This is a genomic window from Streptomonospora nanhaiensis (assembly GCF_026642255.1).
GTDB lineage: Bacteria > Actinomycetota > Actinomycetes > Streptosporangiales > Streptosporangiaceae > Nocardiopsis > Nocardiopsis tropica.
The window spans coordinates 5595119-5613750 of the sequence record NZ_CP113264.1; the positions used below are offsets into that span (position 1 = coordinate 5595119).

Genomic DNA, 18632 nt, shown 5'->3' on the forward strand with positions numbered 1-18632 from the left:
TCACTGAGACGAAGCACAGTTTTCGGATGCTATCCGGCGACCCTGCCACAGGGCCGAAAATTACGTCATTCCAGGACAAAGGCCACGTAAGGGTTCTGCCAGGCCTCGCTTTGGCGGCTCCAGACGGGGTGCGGTCGTCCACAACTCTCCTCAGCGCCTGCCCACAGCGGCCTCCGCCCCTTGTACCTTAGATCCCGACGGCCGCGATCTCCGGCCGATTCGGACAGTCTCCTTTTCGCCTCATCCCCACCCGTCGCACATTCGCGTGCGCGGGCGAGACCCTTAGGACGGAGGAAGGCGCACCTCTCCCGGACTCCCCGGGTAGCGTCCAACCACCCAGATGGCCAATTCCGCAGGCTCCTACCTCCTCGACGCGGTGCGCGGCGGCGCCGTGGGCGCCTCCGAAGCCCTTCCGGGCATCAGCGGCGGGACCGTCGCCCTCATCGTCGGCCTCTACGACAAGCTCATCGGCGGCGCGGGCCACATGGTCAGCGGGATCAAGCGGTACGTCACGGACGTCCCGCGCGGGCGCGGCAGGGCCCGCGCGCAGGAGCAGTTCCGACAGGTGGACTGGAGCGTCCTGGTTCCCGCGCTGGTCGGCATGGCCGTGTTCCTGGTCCTGGCCGCCCTCCTCCTGGCGCCGCTCGTCGACGCCTACACCCGGTACGCCTACGCCCTGTTCTTCGGCCTCGTCCTGGCGTGCCTGTGGATCCCCTACTCCGGGGCGGGCCGCCCCTGGAGGGCCGGGCACTACGCCGTGGCACTGGTGTTCGCCGTGGCCGCCTTCGTGCTCACCGGGCTGCCGGGCGCCAACCTGCCGACCCACCCGGCGGTCGTCTTCCTCGCCGCCGCGGTGGCCGTCTGCGCGCTCGTCCTGCCGGGGCTGTCCGGCTCCTTCATCCTGCTCACACTCGGGCTCTACGAGCCGACGATCAGCGCGGTCGGCGACCTGGACATCGCCTACCTGGCCGTCTTCGCCCTGGGCATGCTCACCGGCCTGTCCCTGTTCGTGAAGCTGCTCCAGCACCTCCTGGAGAACTTCCACCACATGACCCTCGTTGTACTCACCGGCCTCATGGCCGGTTCGCTGCGCGCCCTGTGGCCGTGGCAGACCGAGTCCCGCGAGGTCGTCACCCCCACCGACGTCCCTGTGACAGTCGTCTTCATCGTCGCCGGTTTCGTGATCGTGACCGCGGCCATCGTCTGGGAGCGCCGCAAGCGCTCCCGGGCCGAGGCCGCCCGCGTCGCGGCCGGTGTCCGACCGGAAAGAACGGAAAGCCACTTCTCATGACAGCGAATCTGTGGACGGCGTCGAACCTGGCGATGGAAGGCGAGGTCGTCCACGAGTACGAGGGCTTCATCGGCTGGGTGCTGAGCCTGATGACGACCCTGGGCGAGCCCGGCGTCGGCGTGGCCCTGTTCATCGAGACCTTCTTCCCCCCGATGCCGAGCGAGGCGGTCCTGCCCGGTGCGGGCTTCCTCGCCTACGACGGGCACATGAACGTCTGGCTCGCCATCCTGTGGGCCACGATCGGCTGCCTGGTCGGCGCCTGGGGCTTCTACGCGATCGGCGCCCTGCTGGGCCGGGACCGCACCAAGTGGCTGGTGGAGAAGACCCCCCTGCTCGAGGTCGAGGACTTCTACAAGGCCGAGCGCTTCTTCGCCCGCTTCGGCGGCCTCGCCGTGCTCCTGGGCCGGTGCGTGCCGCTGGTGCGCAGCTTCATCTCGGTCCCCGCCGGCATCGAGCGGATGCCCATCCTCAAGTTCTCCGTGTACACCGTGATCGGCTCCGCCGTCTGGAACTCGATCTGGATCGGACTCGGCTACGCCTTCGGCCCGGCCATCAAGCCGATCCTGGTGCAGTGGAGCGGCCTCATCAGCAACATCGTGCTGGTCGTCATCGCCCTGCTGTTCCTGTGGTTCGTCATCGTCCGCGTCCGCAAGCTGCTCAAGGCCCGGTCCGCGGACAACGCCCCCACCCTCTGAACGGCGCCGGCAGCCGTACGGGCCCCTCGGGCCCGCGCGTCCGGAACACATACGCCGACCCCCTCGGGTCGGCCGCACACTGAGCGGGGCCGCCCACGCGGCGGCCCCGACGGCGCGGGGTGCCGGTGAGTCCACCGGCTGAGAGCACACCCGTCGAACCTGCCCTAGTTCGTACTAGCGAAGGAACGCCCATGAGCGCGTACAACATCGTGTCCATCGCCGGCAGCGACCCCAGCGGGGGCGCCGGGATCCAGGCGGACCTCAAGGCCTTCTCCGCACACGGCGCCTTCGGCATGACCGTGGTCGCGGCCCTCACCGCCCAGTCCACGCGCGGCGTCACCGGGGTCCACCCGATCCCCGCCGATTTCGTCGCCCACCAGATGGACACCCTCTTCTCCGACGCCACGGTGCACGCGGTCAAGGTCGGCATGCTCGGCACGGCCGAGGTCACCGAGGCCGTCGCCGAGGCGATCGGGCGCCACGGACTGCCCCACGTGGTGGTGGACCCGGTGATGGTGGCCAAGAGCGGCGACCGCCTGCTGGAGCCCTCCGCCGTCGACGCGCTGCGCACCCGGCTGCTGCCCCGGGCGGACCTGGTCACGCCGAACCTGCCCGAGGCGGCCGACCTGCTGGGCGAGCCGGAGGCGGCCGACCTGGCGGCGATGCACGAGCAGGCCCTCCGGCTGCTGGAGTTCGGTCCGCGCGCGGTCCTGCTCAAGGGAGGCCACCTGGCCGGAGAGGACTGCGTCGACATCCTCGTGGCCCAGGGCTCCGCCCCGGTCGAGTTCCGCTCGCCGAGGGTCCGCACCCGCAACACGCACGGCACGGGGTGCACCCTGTCCTCCTCGATCGCGGCCCTGCTTCCGCAGCGGCCGGACACGGCCTCCGCCGTGGGCGACGCCAAGGCCTACCTGACCGAGGCGCTCCGGCGGGCGGACGAGATCGACGCCGGAGGCGGGCAGGGGCCCGTGCACCACTTCCACGCCTGGTGGAAGTAGGACCCGCCGACCGGGGGGCGGCACCGACGCCCTCCCCCGCGGGACCGGGCCCGGCGGAGCGGCGCGTCCGCCTCCGCCGGGCCCGGCCGCGTTCGCGGCGGCCGGGGGCGCGGCGGGCCGCCGGTCGTGCCGCTACCCCCGTACGGGCTCCATGACCGCGTCCGGGTCCCGCCAGTCCGGGTGGGCGAAGAACTTCCTCGTCTCCGCGACGACCACCGGGGACAGCAGGAGCAGCCCGATCAGGTTGGGCAGGGCCATGAGGCCGTTGGCGATGTCGCTGAACAGCCACACCGCGTCGATCTGCGCCGTGGCGCCGACGTAGACGACCGCGATGAACAGCAGCCGGTAGGGCACGACGAGCGAGCGCCCCGCCAGGTACACGACGCACCTCTCGCCGTAGTAGGCCCAGCCGAGGATGGTCGTGTAGGCGAAGACCACCACCGCGCAGGCGACGAACACGGGCCCCAGGCCCGCCAGGTCCGGGCTGATCCGGCCGAGGCCGGCCTCCATCGCGGATGTGGTGAGCAGAACCCCCTTGTCGCTGCCCTCCACCCCCGCGGCGTCGGGGTCCTGCCACACCCCGGTCGTGATGATCATCATCGCGGTCAGGGTCAGCATGATCACGGTGTCGACGAAGGTCTGCGTCATCGCGACGAGGGCCTGGCGGACCGGCTGGTCGGTCCTGGCCGCGGCGGCGGCGATGGCGCCGGTGCCCATGCCGGACTCGTTCGAGAAGATGCCGCGGGAGACGCCCTGGCGGATGACGTACATCAGGGTGGCGCCCGCGAACCCGCCCGCCGCGGAGGTGCCGGTGAAGGCGTCGCCGAGGACCAGTGCGAAGGCGGGGCCGATCCGGTCGTGGTGCACCGCCAGGACCAGCAGGTTCATGAGGACGAAGCCGATGATCATGAACGGGACCACGGCGGAGGCGACCCGGCCGATCCCCTTGATGCCGCCGAGGACGACCACGGCGGTCAGCAGCATCAGGACCACGCCGACGGCCCGCTGGTCGGCGCCGGTGGCGTCGTTGACCGCCTCGGCCACGGCGTTGGCCTGGGTGCCGTTGCCGATGCCGAAGGCGGCCACCGCCCCGAAGACGGCGAACGAGCAGCCGAGGAGGACGCCGAGCCCTCCGGGGAGGCCCCGGCGCAGGTAGTACATCGGGCCGCCGGCCTGCTCGCCCCTCTCGTCCGTGACCCGGTACTTCACCCCGAGCAGGGCCTCGCTGTACTTGGTGGCCATGCCCAGGACGCCGGTGACCCACATCCAGAAGAGGGCTCCCGGTCCGCCGAGTCCGATGGCCAGGCCCACCCCGGCGATGTTGCCGACGCCGGTCGTCGCGGCCAGGGCGGTGTTGAGGGCCTGGAAGTGCGAGATGTCGCCCCTCAGGTCCTCGCCGACCTCCTCCCGCCGGACGAGGGCGAGCCACAGGGCGTGGGCGAGCCGGGTGAACTGGAGCGCCCGCAGCCGGATCGTCAGGTAGACCCCGGTGACCAGCAGCAGCGGGAGGAGGACGAGCGGACCCCAGACGATGCCGCTCAGTACTCCGGCCATGTCGAGCAGCAGGTCCACGGGGGTCTCCGTCTCGGTGCGCGCGTCGGCCCGGCGCCACCGGCACGGCGAGGCGGGGTCCGGCGGTCCGGGGGGTCGTGCCGACGGTAGTGGACACCGCGCGGTGTCGCCGGGAAATCGCGGCAACACGCGGCGGAGCCGTGTCCCCCGCTCCCCGGGGCCTCCTCACCGGGGGCCGGGGGACGCCCGCCCTCCGGACGCTCCGGCCCCCGCAGGCGCGTGTGGGCGTGCAGCGGTCAGGAGTCGTCCTTGTGGGAGAGGGCGAGCCTGCTCAGCACCTCGGCGGCCCGGACCGGGTCGGCGCCCCGGCCCACGGCGATGCCGAGCAGGTAGGTGGTGAGCGGGGCGGCGGGGCGGGCCACCGAGTGGGCGGCGTCCTTGGCGAGGTCGAGGACGCGGTCGACGTCCTCCTTGCCCAGGGGCTCCGTACCGGTCAGTTCCAGTTCACGGCGGACGGCTTCCGCCCATTCGACGAGGGTCACCGGGCGACTCCTAGGAGAGGGATGGCGGTCACGTCAGGCGATCATAGCCACCCTGGTGTCACCGGGCGGCCACAGGCGCGCGCGGGCGGGTCACCGTCCGATCGCCCGACCCACGCCTGCGCTTCGGGAGGGGTTCCCCCCGTGCCGGACCGCGGTTCATCCGGCGGTCCTAGTGTCGGCACCAGCCTTCCCCCGGCGTTGGGAGCCCCCGCATGCCACCGACCGAGCCCTCTCAGCCGCTTCGCGTGGCGATCGTGACGGAGTCCTTCCTCCCCCAGGTCAACGGGGTGACCAACTCCGTCTGCCGGGTCGCCGACCTGCTCGCCTCGCGCGGGCACCGGGCCCTCGTCCTGGCTCCCGGCCCCGGACCGTCCTCCTACGCGGGCTTCCCCGTGGTCCGCATGCCCTCGCTCCCCCTTCCCTTCTACCGGGACTTCCCCGTGGGCCTTCCCGCCCGGCGCACGATGACCGCGGCCGTCCGCGCCTTCGCCCCCGACGTGCTGCACCTGGCCTCGCCCGCCCTGCTCGGGTCCGCGGCGGTGGAGACCGCCCGCCGCTGGGCCCTCCCGACGGTGGCGGTGTTCCAGACCGACCTCCCCGGCTTCGCGGCGCGCTACGGCCTGCCCGGCGGCGACGGCGTCTGGTCCCTGCTCAAGCGCACGCACTCCGCCGTCGACCGCACGCTCGTCCCCTCCTCGGCCGCCATGGAGGCGCTGTCCGGGCGCGGGTTCCCCCGGCTGGACCTGTGGCGGCGCGGTGTCGACGCCCACCGGTTCTCCCCCGCCCACCGCGACGACGGCCTGCGCCGCAGGCTCGCGCCGAACGGCGAGACCGTCGTGGGCTACGTGGGGAGGCTGGCCCGGGACAAGCGGGTCGACCTGCTCGCCCACGTGGCCCGCCTGCGCAACATCAGGCTGGTCGTGGTCGGGGACGGCCCCGAGCGCTCCCGCCTGCGCCGCCGCCTGCCCGACGCCGTCTTCACCGGGCAGCGCACGGGCTCCGAGCTGTCCCGGCTGTACGCGTCGATGGACGTGTTCGTCCACACGGGGGCCGACGAGACGTTCTGCCAGGCCGTCCAGGAGGCGCTGGCCTCGGGGGTGCCGGTGGTCGCCCCCGCCGCGGGCGGGCCGCTGGACCTGGTCGTCCCCGAGCACAACGGGCTCCTGTTCGCGCCGGACTCGGTCCGCGAGCTGCGCGTGGCGGTCGGGCGCCTGGCCCACAACAGGGCCGTGCGGGAGAGGATGGCCGGGCGGGCCCGCGCCTCGGTGGAGCACCGCAGCTGGGAGGCGGTCGGCGACCAGCTCATCGGCCACTACCGGGCGGTGATCGCGCCCAGCCGCGAGCTGGCGGCGCGGGGGACCGACACCGCGCGGTCAGCCTGAGCGCTTCCGGTCGGCGGGACGGCCGCGGGCGGGGGTCGGAGCGGCCCGTCACCGGACAGGGCTCCGGCCTCCCCCGGAAGGAGCGTCCGGGGGAGGCCGGAAGAGTGTGCGCCCGCCCCGCCCCCTTCCACGGGGCGGACGCCGGGATGGTCTAGCCGACGGTCTGGGCGGTGGCCCGGGCCCGCGTGACGACGGCGCCGGGAGCGGCGTCGAGCAGCATGGCGAGGACCTCGTCGAGCCTGTCCAGGTGGGCGCGGATCCAGGGCAGGGCCAGCGGGTCCGTGGCGGCGAGCGCGGTGTAGCGGCGCTCCTCGGACTCCCCGTAGAGGAGGCTGGTGGCGACCCTCATGCGCAGGGCCCCGGCCCCCTCGCCGAATTCGAGGGCGGGCAGGACACCCATGCCGAAGCGGTCCAAAAGCAGCCCGGTCAGCGCCGGTCCGGTGGTCACGCCGTGCAGGGCGGCCAGTCTCCCGCGGACCGGCTCGAAGTCGGGGTAGAGGTAGAACGCGGCGCGCGGGGCGGCGACGGTCGCGCCGGCGCGCTCGAAGGCCCCGGCGACCGCGCGGGCCACGATGCCGTGCAGGCGGCTGCTGCGGTCGATGTGGTCGACGAGTTCGGCGGGCTCGGTGAAGGCGTGGGAGGCGGCCTCCTGGACGGGGGCGGCGGGGCTGGACCAGATCTCGCTGGCCACACCCAGCAGCCCGCCGCGCAGCCGGTGGCCGGCCTCGGAGTCGGGAAGGCGCAGCACGCCGATCCGCCATCCGCCCAGGGCGAGGTTCTTGCTCAGGCCGGTGGAGATGACGGTGCGCTCGGGCGCGTACTCGGCGGGGCTGTGGATCTCGACGGGGTCCTCGCCCGGGCCCGCCGGATGCACCAGGTCCCGGTAGATCTCGTCGGAGATGATCAGCAGGTCGAGCTCGCGCGCCACCTCGGAGAGCCTGCGGACGGTGTCGGCGTCGGCCACGGTCCCGGTGGGGTTGTCCGGCAGGGTGACGACGACGGCGTTGACCGTCCGCCCCTCCTCGCGGGCGGCGGTCACCGCGGCGTGCAGGAGGTCGGGCTGCGGCACGCCGCCCTGGCCGGTGGCCGTGGGGACCAGGATCGGCCGCTGGCCGACCAGGCGGCTCTGCGCGGCGTAGCTGACCCAGCTGGGCGCGGCGATCGCGGTGTCGCCGCCGATCTCCAGCAGGAGGCTGTACAGGAGCGGCTTGCTGCCGGGGCCGGCGATGACCAGGCCGGGGTCGGTGGGCAGTCCGCGGCGTTCCCAGTAGCCCGCCGCGGCCTCCCGCAGGGCCGCCGACCCGGCGACGGGACCGTAGGCGTTGGCGCCGTTGCCGGCGGAGAGCCGGTCGCGCATGACCGGGTGGACCGGGAGCCCGGCCTCTCCGAAGCCGAGCGGCAGAACGCGCACCCCCTGGCGCCGCTTCTCGGCGAGGGCTTCGTTGACGGCAAGGGTGGCGGACACAGTGACGGTCATGGACGACTCATCTCCGGCTCATCGTTCGGCGCTCGACCGCGCCTCGGTGCGGCGGTCTGTCATGCCTCACCCTGCCCCGCTCCGGTCATCAGTACAAGCGAGTCTTTTCGATGCTGAGCGTAAGATGTCCTTATGCTCGATCTCCGACGCCTGCACGTCCTCCGCGAGTTCAGCGTCCGGGGCACCATCGCGGCCACCGCGAGCGCCCTCGGCTACACGCCTTCCGCGGTCTCCCAGCAGCTGGCCAGACTGGAGCAGGAGACGGGTGTCGCGCTCCTGGACCGCTCCCCCAAGGGCGCCGAGCTGACCGACGCCGGACGGCTGCTCGTGACCCAGGCGGAGGAGATCCTGGCCCTGGTGGAGGCGACCGAGTCGGTGCTCGCGGAGCAGGCGGACGTCGCCCTCGGCATGGTGACCGTCACGGCGTTCCCGACCGCCGCCGTGGCGTTCGCCCCCCTGCTCGCCCCGCCGCTGCGGCGGCACGAGGGGATGCAGCTCGTCCTCCGGCAGACCCTGCTGTCGACCGGGCCCCAGAAGGTGCGGTCGCGGGAGGTGGACATCGCCCTGGTCGACGACTGGTCGGGGCAGCACCCCGGCCGGGGCCCCGACGGCGGGCTGCGCCACATCCACCTGCTGCGCGACCCCCTGGTGCTGGCGGTGCCGGAGGACCACAGGCTGGCGGACCCGGCCGAGCCGGCGACACTGGACCGCCTGCTCGGCGAGTCGTGGATCGTGGCTCCGCAGACCGAGCGATCGCGCTACGGAACGGACCGGCTCCTGGCCGAGGTGGGCGGGCTTCCCGCCACCACCTGGGAGTTCGAGGGCCTGGGGACCATCCTGAGCCTGGTGTCCCGGGGCATCGGGATCGCCGCCGTCCCGGCCCTGGCGATGGTGGGCTCCCCCGCGGGACTGGTCTGCCGGCGGCTCCCCGCGTCGGCTCCGGAGCGGCACGTGTACGCGGTGGTGCGCCCCGCCTCGCTGCGCAGGCCCGCGGTGCAGGTGACGCTGGCGGCGCTGCGCGAGGCCGCCCGGCAGGTCGAGCGGGAGCTCGCGGAGGTCGCGGACCTGTAGTCCGCCCCCCGGGACCGCGTCAGCCGGCGCCGGGCCGCCCGTGGACCGTCCTCCGCGAGGGGTACCGCTCGTCGCCCACGGGATCCCCCTCCGGGTTCCAGCTCCAGGAGACGGCCGGGGTGACGTGCAGGAACACGCCGGGACCGATCATGCCCGTCCGCTCGAACGCCTGCTCCGCGCGGCCGTAGAGCCGGATGCCCCGCGCGACGAACGGTTCGGGGGACAGCAGGTCGTCCACGACCGGCGCCGCCCTGCCCGGCCCGTCGCCGAGGTCGCGGAACCTCCGGGTCCGGGTGACGGACGCCGCGCCCCCGATCCAGACGTGCGCGCCGTCGAACTCGAACGCCGCCGGGACGACGTCGGGCTGCCCTCCGGGGCCGACGGTCGCCAGGCGCGCGAGCGGTCGGGAGCGGAGGTGGTCGGTCCCGGCTTCGGTGAACGACGCGGGCTCTCGACCTCCGGGCCCCTCGGCGGGGCCGTCGCGCGGACAGGACGGGGCCGGGACACGGGCCGCGCCGGACCAGGGCCCGGGGCGCTCCACAACGGCGTGTGGCCCGGCCCTCCCGGGCCGGACCACACGTCGGTCGGATCGCGTTCGGCGGCCCCCCGGGGCTCCGACGCCTCGCACCGGTTCACTCGCCGCCGTCCCTGCCGCGGCTCCTGTCGATCCTGCGCCGCAGTCTGCGGCAGACGTGGAGCGCGCGGTCGCGGTCGTCCCGGGCGTTCCACCATCGCGCGTAGGCTTCCAGTCTGCGTTGTCTCAGCGCCTCCAGTTCGGCCTCCATCCGGGTCACCCTGTGCTCCAGGTCGATCCGCTCGCGCTCGAACGACGACATGTCGCGCTCATGGAACCCCGCCTCCCTCTCGGCGTCGGCGAGCCGAGCGGAGAGGGCCTCGGCGGCGTTCCCGCCGCGGGCGGTCCGGCTGCGGCCGGCCTGTCCACTGATGCCTTGGAACCACACAGTGTCTGGTGTTTCCCGAAGGGCCCCAACATCACCGTTCGCCACGCAAAGAATACGGAAAGTGGCAAAAGGTTCAAGTTTCCCTTTTTGGACATACAGCCCAATTGACTCACACCGCGACCGGGCGCGCGGAGAACTCCCTCTCCGCCCTCAGCGGTACGGGGGTGGCCCCCTGGAGACGCACGTAGACCGACTCGAAGCGCTCCAGCGACCGGTGGTGGTCGTGCCGCAGGGCGATCTCGCGGCTGGCCTCGCCCAGGGAGCGGCGGGTCCGCTCGCTCCCGAGGACCGAGAGCAGCCGGTCCGCCAGGCTCTCCGGGTCGCCCGGCGGGAAGAGGAACCCGTTGCGCCCCACCTCCACCAGGTGCGGCAGCGCCATCGCGTCGGCGGCGACCACCGGCAGGCCGGTGGACATCGCCTCCAGCGTGGCGATGCTCTGGAGCTCGGCCACGCCCGCTATCGCGAACGCGTCACCCGCCGCGTACACCAGCGGAAGGTCCTCGTCGGGGACGAACCCCAGGAAGAACACCCGGTCCGCCACCCCCAGCTCCGCCGCCAGGGCCCGCAGCTCCTGCTCGCGCGCCCCGATCCCCGCCAGCGCCAGCTGGGCGTCCCTCTCCGGAAGGATCCGCGCCAGCGCCCGGATCGTGTCGTCGATCCTCTTCTCCGCGTCGAGCCGCCCCACGAACACGACCGTGTCCCGGTCCGGAAGGCCGAACCTGGCCCTCGCCGCCGACCGGTCCCGCGGCCGGGGGTGGAAGCGCTCCAGGTCGATCCCGCACGAGACGGCCTCGACCTCCCGGGCGAACCCCTTCTCCCTGAGGAGTCCGGCCGCGCGGGGCGTCGGCGTCGTCACGTGGTCGGCCTCCCCCGCCGCCCGGACCATGTCCTTCCACGCCAGCGCCCCCACCGCCGACTGCATCGACCGGGGCACCCGGGCGTGCGCGTACAGGTTGTCCGGCATGAAGTGGTTGGTCAGGACCACCGGGATGCCCTCGGCCCGGCCGCGGTGCATCGCCGACCGGCTGAGGGTGAAGTGGCTCTGCGCGTGCACGACGTCCGGGTCGAAGCGCCGCAGGAGCCTGGTGATGTGCCCGCCCATGCCCAGGGGGACCGCGGCCCGCATACTGGGCTGGAAGGGCAGGCGCGCGGAGCGCAGGCGGTGCTCGGTGACCGCCCCGTCGACCGTCACGTAGGGGTCGCCCACCTCGGAGGGGCACACCACGTGGACCCGGTGCCCGCGGCCCGCGAGCCCCTCGGCGAGGCGGTGGGCGAAGTACCCGGCGCCGTTGACGTCGGGCGGGTACGTGTCTGTGGCGATCAGGACACGCAGCGGGCGGCTGGGCTCGGCCATGGTGGGTCTCCTTCGTTCAACGTGTACGGGTACGGACCGTCGTCCCCGAGTGCCTCCGGCCGTCCGGGGCCTCGGGGTTGCGGTGGCGCGCCTGCGCCAGCGCGATGGTGCCCGTGATCGCCAGCACGCTGAAGGCCAGCGCTCCGATCCGGGCCGCGGGGGTCTCCGGCGCGCCCTCCCCCAGGAGGACGGCGCCTATCGCCACGCCGACGACCGGGTCGGTGATCAGGAGGGTCGCGTAGGCGGCGGAGAAGTGTCCCGTGCGGTAGGCGTTCTGCATCAGCAGGGCGCCGAAGACCGCCGTGACCACGGCGAGCAGGGTCAGCCAGCTGACGAGCCGGGTCCAGTCGTCGACCGCGTTCGCGGTGACCACCCGGGCCAGGCCGGAGGTGGTCCCCAGGGCCGCGCCGCCCGCGAGGGCGAGGAGCAGTGCCCTGACACCGCTTTTCATCCAGTGCGCGGTCAGGTAGACGAGGAGGCCCGCGCCGACCGCGGTCCCGGCGAGCACGAGGGCCGTGGAGGTCGGCAGGACGGGGACGTCGGAACCGTGCGGGAAGAGGAGGAGGACCCCGGTGAGGCCCACCATCACCGCGACCCCGGCGACGACCTGGGAGATCCCGACCCTCTGGCGGTTGAACACCGCCGACAGGACGATCGCGAACAGCAGGCCGATCACGCCCAGCGGCTGGATGACGGTCAGCGGCGCCCCGCTGAGGGCGATGAGGTGGAGGCTCGACCCGAGGACCGCGGCGGCGCTGCCGATCAGCCAGCGGGGCTGGCGGAGCAGGTGCAGCAGGAACCCGGCGCGGGCGACCTGCCGGCCGGGGGCCCGGACGGCGTCGCGCTCCTGGAGGGCGGAGCCGAGCGCGAGGCTGAACGCCCCCGTGACGGCGATGAGGACGGGCCAGAACATCACCTCGACCACCCGCCGCGCTCAACGGGTGTCCCCCGCCTCTCCGTCATCGCCGCATCCCCTGACGCTCGGTCCCGGCCCGGATCGTGGAACACCGGGCATGACCAGAACAGTACGAACGGGAGGGGTGTCCTGGCGATAAAGCCAACCCCCCTCCGTCGGTAGTGCCCACCCCACTGCGCGACGGGTCCTTGCACGCGCTGTGCCTCTTCTGCGACGGTTTTCGGCGCCTTCGTACCGCCTCGCCTGTTTCTACGTCTCCCGCAAAACACGGAGTGTTAAGAGCCATGCAGGGTCAAGACTGGGTATGGGGCAGGCGCGAACAGCCCTCCCCGGAGGACCGATTGACGCCGGGGGTGTGTTCGGGAGAGGCCCCGTGGCACTATGTCCGTGATTGGTCTAGACCGGATAGGAGCAGTTCGCCGTGCCCGACACCCCAGCCTCATCCCCGACCCCCCTCCCCGTGATCCCCCGCCCCTCCCGGACGGAGTCCGGTGGGCCGGGGGGCCTCACCCTCACCGCCGCGACCAGGGTCTCCGCCGACGCCGAAGCCCGGGGCACGCTCACGTGGCTCCAACGTGAACTCGGCGCGGCCACCGGGCTCCCCCTCGCCACCGGCGACGAGGCCAGCGCGCAGATCCGCCTCAGCGTCGATGCCCGGGCCGGTCTGGGAAGGGAGGGCTACCGGCTGATCGTGGACGACGAGGGCGCCATCATCGTCGGCAACGACCCCGCCGGGGTGTTCTACGGAGCGCAGACCCTGCGCCAGCTCCTTCCGCCCGACGCCTTCCGCAGCGCCCCCCTGGGCGGCGCCGTGTGGACCCTGCCCGCCGTGAGCGTCACCGACGCCCCGCGCTTCCGGTGGCGCGGCGCGATGCTGGACATCGCCCGCCACTTCTCCCCCAAGCGGGAGATCCTGCGGTTCATCGACCTCCTGGCGATGCACAAGCTCAACGTCCTGCACCTGCACCTGACCGACGACCAGGGCTGGCGGATCGAGATCCGCCGCTACCCGCGGCTCACCGAGGCCGGCTCCTGGCGGACCGAGAGCCAGCTGGGCGCGGGCAAGCCGCCCGAGTTCGACGGCCGCCCCCACGGCGGCTTCCTGACCCAGGACGACATCCGCGAGATCGTCGCCTACGCGGACGCCCGCCACGTCGCGGTCGTCCCCGAGATCGACGTGCCCGGCCACTCCCAGGCGGCCATCCACGCCTACCCGGAGCTGGGGGAGAGCGGCCTGATCCCGGTCGGGACCCAGTGGGGCGTCTTCGACGAGGTCCTCGCGGTGACCGACAACGTGCTGGAGTTCTACAAGAACGTCTTCGACGAACTCCTCGAACTGTTCCCGAGCACCTACATCCACGTGGGCGGCGACGAGTGCCCCAAGACCCAGTGGAAGAACAGCGCGTCCGCGCAGAAGCGGATCAAGGACGAGGGGCTGGCCGACGAGGACGAGTTGCAGAGCTGGTTCATCCGCCAGTTGGACGACCACCTGACGGCGCGCGGACGGCGGCTGCTCGGCTGGGACGAGATCCTGGAGGGCGGGCTGGCCCCGGGCGCGACCGTGATGTCGTGGCGGGGCGAGGAGGGAGGCATCGCCGCCGCCCGCGCCGGGCACGACGTGATCATGAGTCCCACCGCCACCTCCTACCTCGACTACAAGCAGTCCGAGTCCGAGGACGAGCCGATCCGGGTGGGGACGCTGCTGCGGACCGAGGACGTCTACACCGCCGGGACTGTCCCCCCCGGCCTCACCGAGGAGGAGGCCGCCCATGTGCTCGGTGCGCAGGTGAACGTGTGGGTGGAGCACATCGACACGCCGCGCAGGCTCGACTACATGGTGTTCCCCCGGCTGTCGGCCTTCGCCGAGAAGGTGTGGTCGGCGGGTGAGCGCGACTACGCCGAGTTCGAGCCCCGGCTGGAGCGGCACCTGGAGCGGCTGGACGCCGTCGGGGTGGAGTACCGGCCGCTGGACGGGCCGCGGCCCTGGCACACCCGCCCCGGGGTCCGCGGCTGGGGGGAGTAACGCCCCGCCGGGCCCGGCCGCCGACGCCGCGCGCGTCCCTGCGGTCGTCGGCCCCGGCCTCCGTCCGCCACACGGCGGACGGAGGCCGGGTGCCGGTCAGAAGTAGGTGGCGACCGCGTCCACGACGGTGTCGGCGTCGTCCACCACCGGGATGACGTGCCAGCGGTCGAACGCGGTGCACGGGTGCGAGATGCCGAACGAGAGCAGGTCCCCGGGACGGACGCCCAGTTCCGGCGGGACCCGCAGGTAGGCGTGGTGGTCGTTGAGGTCGGTGATCTCGACGCCCTCCGCCGCCTCCGCTCCCCCGTCCGCGCGGCGCAGCAGGCGCGGGACGGGGAACCCCTGGTCGTAGTTGGCCTCCCGGCGCCCCAGTGCGGCGATCGCCAGCCCCCTCTCCGGCGTCGAGGTCACCTGGGCCCACAGCTCCAGGGCGCCCGCGAGGGCCCCGGGCCCCTCGGGGAGGCGGTTGTAGGGGGTCGTCCTCCTGTACAGGCCGTCGTCGTGGGCGACGTAGGCCCCGCTGCGGAGGACGGGGATGTACTCGGTCCGGCCGCCCATCTCCTCCGCGACCAGGTCGAACCACGCGCTGCCGCCCACCGAGACGATCGGCTGGCCCACCCCGAGCGCGTCCGTGAGGGCGGCGGCGTCGCCGGAGAGGTCCCGGAGGAACCCCCGGACCGCGTCCGCGTCGCCCAGCGGCCCCTCGTAGCCGGCGACGCCCGCCAGGGCCAGCCCCGGCGCCTCCTCGACCGCGCGCGCGACGGCGAGGACCTCCTCGCGGGTGCGGCAGCCGGTCCGGCCGCCCGGCACCCCGCGCTCCACCAGGATCCGGAGGGGGCGCCCGCCCTCCCGGCCGGCGACGGAGCGGGCGGCTGCCGCGACCCCCTCGGCCGAGTCGGCGTAGAACAGGAACTCGAAGCCGGGATCGGCCGCGGCCTCGTCCGCCGCCCAGCGCAGAACCTTCCCGTCGAACAGCTGGTTGGCGAGCAGGATGCGGCGGACCCCGAACCGCCTGAGGTCCAGGACCTGGTTGGCGGTGGCGGCGGTGACGCCCCACGCGCCCGCGTCCAGCTGGCGCTGGATGAGGGCGGGTGCCATGGAGGTCTTGCCGTGCGGTGCGAACAGCAGCCCGCCCTCGCGGGTGAAGTCGGCGAGCGCGGTGATGTTGCGCTCCAGCGCGGAGGCCCTCAGGACCATCAGCGGCCAGGTGAAGGGACCCGTGAACAGGTTGTCGCGGCGGGCCGCGAACTCCTCCAGGGTGAGGGGCCCGCCCGGCCACCACAGCCCCTTGGTCCGCCAGTCGACGTGTTCCTGGGGGATGGTCAGCCGGTCGCTCACGTCGCCTCCTGCGCCAGTGCCGCGCGCCGGGGGCGACCCGTCGGGTCGCCCCCGGCGCGCGGGTTCGGTGTGGTCCGGACCGATCATGCCATCGGCGGCGGCGCGGCCACCAGGGTCAGTAGCGGACGAGTGCCGGCGCCGGTGTGGCGGCCCTGTCGATGGCGTCGCGCCCTCCGTTGAAGTCGGCGATCGCCCGCTGCCCCGTGTCGGGGAAGTCGGTGATGAAGCCGTCGACGCCGAGGCCGAGGACGTGGTCCATGCGCTGTCTGTCGTTGATGGTGTAGGGCATGATCTCCAGGCCCGCGTCCTGGACCCGCCGGACGTAGGCGGCGTCGATGGTGGTGTGGTTGGGGTTGATCATGTGTGCCCAGGTGAACTCGCCGATGCGCGCCTCGGGCACCCGTCCCAGGAGCGCGTGCGGGACGGACGGCAGCAGGGACTTGGAGCGGCGGACCGAGTCCCAGTCGAAGCTCTGCACGATGAGCTTGCGGGGTTCCCAGGCCGGGTTGTGCTCCAGCCAGGTCCGGCGCCCGGCCAGCTCCTCGGCGACCGCCCGCTCGATGCCGGGGTAGAGCGCCGGTTCCTTGACCTCCAGGAAGAGGTTGAGGTCCAGCCGCTCCAGCCGGTCGAGCGCCTCGTCGAAGGTCGGGATCCGCTCCCCGGTGAAGGAGGGCGCGAACCACGACCCCGCGTCGAGCCTCTTGATCTCCCTCAGGGTGAAGTCGCCGACGAGGTACGGGCTCCGGTCCGGGAAGACCGACTCGACGTTGGTGGTCCGGGCCAGCGTGGTGTCGTGCAGGAGCACGATGTGGTTGTCCGCCGTGCGCTGGATGTCGATCTCGACCGTCTCCGCCCCCAGCTCGTCGGCCGCGTCGAGTGCGGCGAGCGTGTTCTCCGGGGCGTGACCGGCGGCTCCCCTGTGGGAGACGGCGATCAGAGGACGTGTGGGGGATGCGTGCTGGACCTCGACGACGCTCCGGCTGCCCGTCCCCGCGGGGTCGAGGGCCGGTGCTGCGGGCGAGGCGCTGGCACTGACTGCAACGAAGAGTGAAACGGCTCCGACGACGATCCCGATGCGGTGCACCGGACCTCCCAGGTGAGCGTGAACAGGCCGACTGCTTCCTCAGGGTGAGCGCGCATGGTGACGGGGCGGTGACCGTGTGCAGAGCATTCGGTGATCCGCGGCCCATCATCTGGTGGTGAAGTGGCACCCAACACCACGTCTCACCCAGTGCATCCCTTTGATTACTTCATGTGTCATTTTTGACCACAGGGTCCCCCCATAACTACCCAGAGTCCTGAGATCATCACCTTCAGTAGTCGATTGGAAGGAACTCTCATGCGCAAGCACCACACGGGGTGGGTCGCGCTGTTCGGCGCCGCCGCCATCGCGACGTCGGGGCTGGTCGGTGTCCCCGCCGCGTCCGCGGACGCGAGGGACGGAGGAGGCCTGAGCTGGCCGCTGGTCAGACAGGGGACGTCCTCGTACAGCCTCGACGGCTTCGAGATCGCCTACCTGCCCCCGGGACTGGAGCGGTACGGGATCCACGCGTCCTCCACCACCGACCGGCAGGGCGTCCGCCAGTCGCAGATCTCCTGGGTCCAGGGACCCGACCAGCTGTACGGCCGGGTCTCGGTGATCCGCTCGGAGCGGGTGCAGGAACTCGACGACCTCCGCGAGAGCCGCTACACCCACCTGGCCGACAAGGGCCTGGAGCGGCTCGCGGCTGGCGAGGGCTTCGGGCGCGAGGCCTACCTGTCGGAGTCCACGGGCGACCTGTTCTGGCTGGAGCGGCCGGGCGTCGCCGTCACCACCCACCTCCAGCCGGAGCGGTGGGACCGCGGTGAACTGCTCGAGATGGCCGGATCCGTGACCGAGGAGTCCGGTTCGCCGGAGGCGCCGACGGCGGGGGTCCCCGAGGCTCCCGCCGAGGAGCAGCCGCAGGAGGCGCCGGCGGCGGAGGCGCCCGCCGAGGAGGCCCCCGCGGAGGAGGCCGCCGCGGAGGAAGCTCCCGTCGAGGAGGCTCCCGCCGAGGAGGCCGCACAGCAGGTCGAACCCGCGGCAGGGGATCCCGCCGAACAGGCGCCCGCGACGGAAGCCGAAAGCTCCGGAGAGGCGGGGGCCCCCGCCGAGGAGGCTCCGGCGGACGGCGCGGTGGAGGCCGCCCCGGTCGCGGACCCCGGCGCTCCGCAGGCGCCCGGGTCCGAGGAGGCCCCGGTCGGGGGAGCCCAGGAGGCTGTCGGCCAGGAGCCCGCCGGAAGCTCGGACGAGACCCCGGTGCAGACGCCCGCCGACACTCCCGTGGCGGCCGAACTGCCCGAGGGCGCCGAGGCCCGCCGGGTCGAGGAGTGCGTCCTCGACCGGTTCGTGGACTTCGGATCCGGCGCGACCGAACCGGTCGGCGCCCGGCTGCCCCTGGCCGAAGGGGAGTTCGTGGAACAGGCCCTGACCAAGGACCAGCTCACCGCGGAGGACCGCGACCGGCTGCTCGCCACCGTCTGGAACCACGGCGAGGAGGACGCCAAGACCGGTGCCGTCGGCCACTGCGCCGGGGAGCTCCGCCTGGATCCCGTCCAGGTGGAGGGCGTGATCGGCGCGGTCGTGGAGAGGGTCGGCGACCTCCTCCAGGAGCCCGCCCAGGAGGCGGCCCCGGCCGTGGAGCAGGTGTCGGACGGGAGCGGCGCCCAGGAGGGCGCCGCCGCGGACACGGGCGCCGAGCCCGTCGACCCCGTCGACCCCGTCGACGCCCAGGAGTGGGAGGAGATGTGGGCCTCGCTGCCCTGGAAGTTCGAGGCCGGCAGCGCCTGACCACGGCCGTCCCGGGGCGGCCCGGACCGGCCGGAGGGCCGGCCGGGACCGCCCCGGGATGAGCGGGGCCAGGGCGGGGCGGAGCGGCACCCGCCCGGCGCCGGGCGGGTGCCGGGCAGCACGGTGCGGACGCCCCCTGGGGACCCCCTACGTCAAGTCAACCCGGGGCCGGTGCGATGCACGAGCCCCGGGTTCCTTCTGTGGACGACGCGGGGAGGAGGACCGCGGACCGGTGGACGGTCCCTCCCCGACCCCCTCGGGC

At 73.3% G+C, this 18632-nt stretch carries 16 protein-coding genes and 1 riboswitch; of the genes, 7 read left to right on the plus strand and 9 right to left on the minus strand.

Annotated features, from left to right (window positions below):
* Window positions 1-340 precede the first annotated feature (340 nt).
* From OUQ99_RS24155 to thiD, 3 genes are all read left to right on the plus strand, one after another.
* Entirely contained in the window at window positions 341-1291 is a 951-nt protein-coding gene (locus tag OUQ99_RS24155; protein ID WP_267946076.1) for a DUF368 domain-containing protein, read from the plus strand.
* Window positions 1288-1986, plus strand: a complete 699-nt coding sequence (locus OUQ99_RS24160) for a DedA family protein (RefSeq protein WP_267946077.1) — start codon at window positions 1288-1290, stop codon at window positions 1984-1986. Before OUQ99_RS24155 ends, OUQ99_RS24160 begins: the two co-directional genes overlap by 4 nt.
* A 105-nt stretch (window positions 1987-2091) precedes the next feature.
* Window positions 2092-2189: riboswitch (TPP riboswitch) on the plus strand.
* The gene (gene thiD / locus OUQ99_RS24165) at window positions 2178-2984 is read left to right on the plus strand and encodes a bifunctional hydroxymethylpyrimidine kinase/phosphomethylpyrimidine kinase (RefSeq protein WP_267946078.1); all 807 of its coding nucleotides are present in this window, start codon (window positions 2178-2180) and stop codon (window positions 2982-2984) included. (Overlaps the previous riboswitch by 12 nt.)
* 132 nt (window positions 2985-3116) lie before the next feature.
* Here thiD and OUQ99_RS24170 read toward each other — a convergent pair whose 3' ends face one another.
* A complete protein-coding gene (locus tag OUQ99_RS24170; RefSeq protein WP_267946079.1) occupies window positions 3117-4556 on the minus strand; it encodes an alanine/glycine:cation symporter family protein in 1440 nt (479 codons plus the stop codon).
* A gap of 236 nt (window positions 4557-4792) precedes the next feature.
* A complete protein-coding gene (locus OUQ99_RS24175; RefSeq protein ID WP_267946080.1) occupies window positions 4793-5038 on the minus strand; it encodes a DUF6457 domain-containing protein in 246 nt (81 codons plus the stop codon).
* 212 nt (window positions 5039-5250) lie between these two features.
* On the opposite strand from OUQ99_RS24175, the gene OUQ99_RS24180 reads away from it, so the two are divergent.
* Entirely contained in the window at window positions 5251-6420 is a 1170-nt protein-coding gene (locus tag OUQ99_RS24180; RefSeq protein ID WP_267946081.1) for a glycosyltransferase family 4 protein, read from the plus strand.
* A 151-nt stretch (window positions 6421-6571) separates the two neighbouring features.
* Here the strand turns inward: OUQ99_RS24180 and OUQ99_RS24185 are convergent, their stop codons facing one another.
* Window positions 6572-7897 (minus strand): pyridoxal phosphate-dependent aminotransferase, encoded by a 1326-nt coding sequence (locus OUQ99_RS24185; protein WP_267946082.1) that lies wholly within the window; start codon window positions 7895-7897, stop codon window positions 6572-6574.
* A 132-nt stretch (window positions 7898-8029) separates the two neighbouring features.
* Here OUQ99_RS24185 and OUQ99_RS24190 point away from each other — a divergent pair, with 132 nt between their 5' ends.
* Window positions 8030-8968 carry a LysR family transcriptional regulator gene (locus OUQ99_RS24190; RefSeq protein ID WP_267946083.1) on the plus strand — a complete coding sequence of 313 codons (939 nt, stop codon included), beginning with the start codon at window positions 8030-8032 and terminating at the stop codon, window positions 8966-8968.
* A gap of 19 nt (window positions 8969-8987) precedes the next feature.
* Here OUQ99_RS24190 and OUQ99_RS24195 read toward each other — a convergent pair whose 3' ends face one another.
* The 4 genes from OUQ99_RS24195 to OUQ99_RS24210 form a co-directional block, all read right to left on the minus strand.
* Complete coding sequence (locus OUQ99_RS24195) at window positions 8988-9509, minus strand: PPOX class F420-dependent oxidoreductase (RefSeq protein ID WP_267946084.1); 522 nt, start codon at window positions 9507-9509, stop codon at window positions 8988-8990.
* Window positions 9510-9600: 91 nt separating this feature from the next.
* The gene (locus tag OUQ99_RS24200) at window positions 9601-9930 is read right to left on the minus strand and encodes a hypothetical protein (RefSeq protein ID WP_267946085.1); all 330 of its coding nucleotides are present in this window, start codon (window positions 9928-9930) and stop codon (window positions 9601-9603) included.
* 109 nt (window positions 9931-10039) lie between these two features.
* A complete protein-coding gene (locus tag OUQ99_RS24205; protein WP_267946086.1) occupies window positions 10040-11284 on the minus strand; it encodes a glycosyltransferase in 1245 nt (414 codons plus the stop codon).
* A gap of 16 nt (window positions 11285-11300) precedes the next feature.
* Complete coding sequence (locus OUQ99_RS24210; RefSeq protein WP_267950481.1) at window positions 11301-12197, minus strand: DMT family transporter; 897 nt, start codon at window positions 12195-12197, stop codon at window positions 11301-11303.
* A gap of 463 nt (window positions 12198-12660) precedes the next feature.
* Between OUQ99_RS24210 and OUQ99_RS24215 the strand changes: the two genes are divergently transcribed.
* The gene (locus OUQ99_RS24215; RefSeq protein WP_412759550.1) at window positions 12661-14223 is read left to right on the plus strand and encodes a beta-N-acetylhexosaminidase; all 1563 of its coding nucleotides are present in this window, start codon (window positions 12661-12663) and stop codon (window positions 14221-14223) included.
* A 96-nt stretch (window positions 14224-14319) separates the two neighbouring features.
* Here the strand turns inward: OUQ99_RS24215 and OUQ99_RS24220 are convergent, their stop codons facing one another.
* Both OUQ99_RS24220 and OUQ99_RS24225 read right to left on the minus strand, forming a co-directional pair.
* Window positions 14320-15561 carry an alanine racemase gene (locus tag OUQ99_RS24220; RefSeq protein WP_267946088.1) on the minus strand — a complete coding sequence of 414 codons (1242 nt, stop codon included), beginning with the start codon at window positions 15559-15561 and terminating at the stop codon, window positions 14320-14322.
* Between the two features lie 115 nt (window positions 15562-15676).
* Complete coding sequence (locus OUQ99_RS24225) at window positions 15677-16645, minus strand: glycerophosphodiester phosphodiesterase (protein ID WP_267946089.1); 969 nt, start codon at window positions 16643-16645, stop codon at window positions 15677-15679.
* A gap of 255 nt (window positions 16646-16900) precedes the next feature.
* Between OUQ99_RS24225 and OUQ99_RS24230 the strand changes: the two genes are divergently transcribed.
* Window positions 16901-18370 (plus strand): hypothetical protein, encoded by a 1470-nt coding sequence (locus OUQ99_RS24230; protein ID WP_267946090.1) that lies wholly within the window; start codon window positions 16901-16903, stop codon window positions 18368-18370.
* The last annotated feature ends 262 nt before the right edge of the window (window positions 18371-18632 follow it).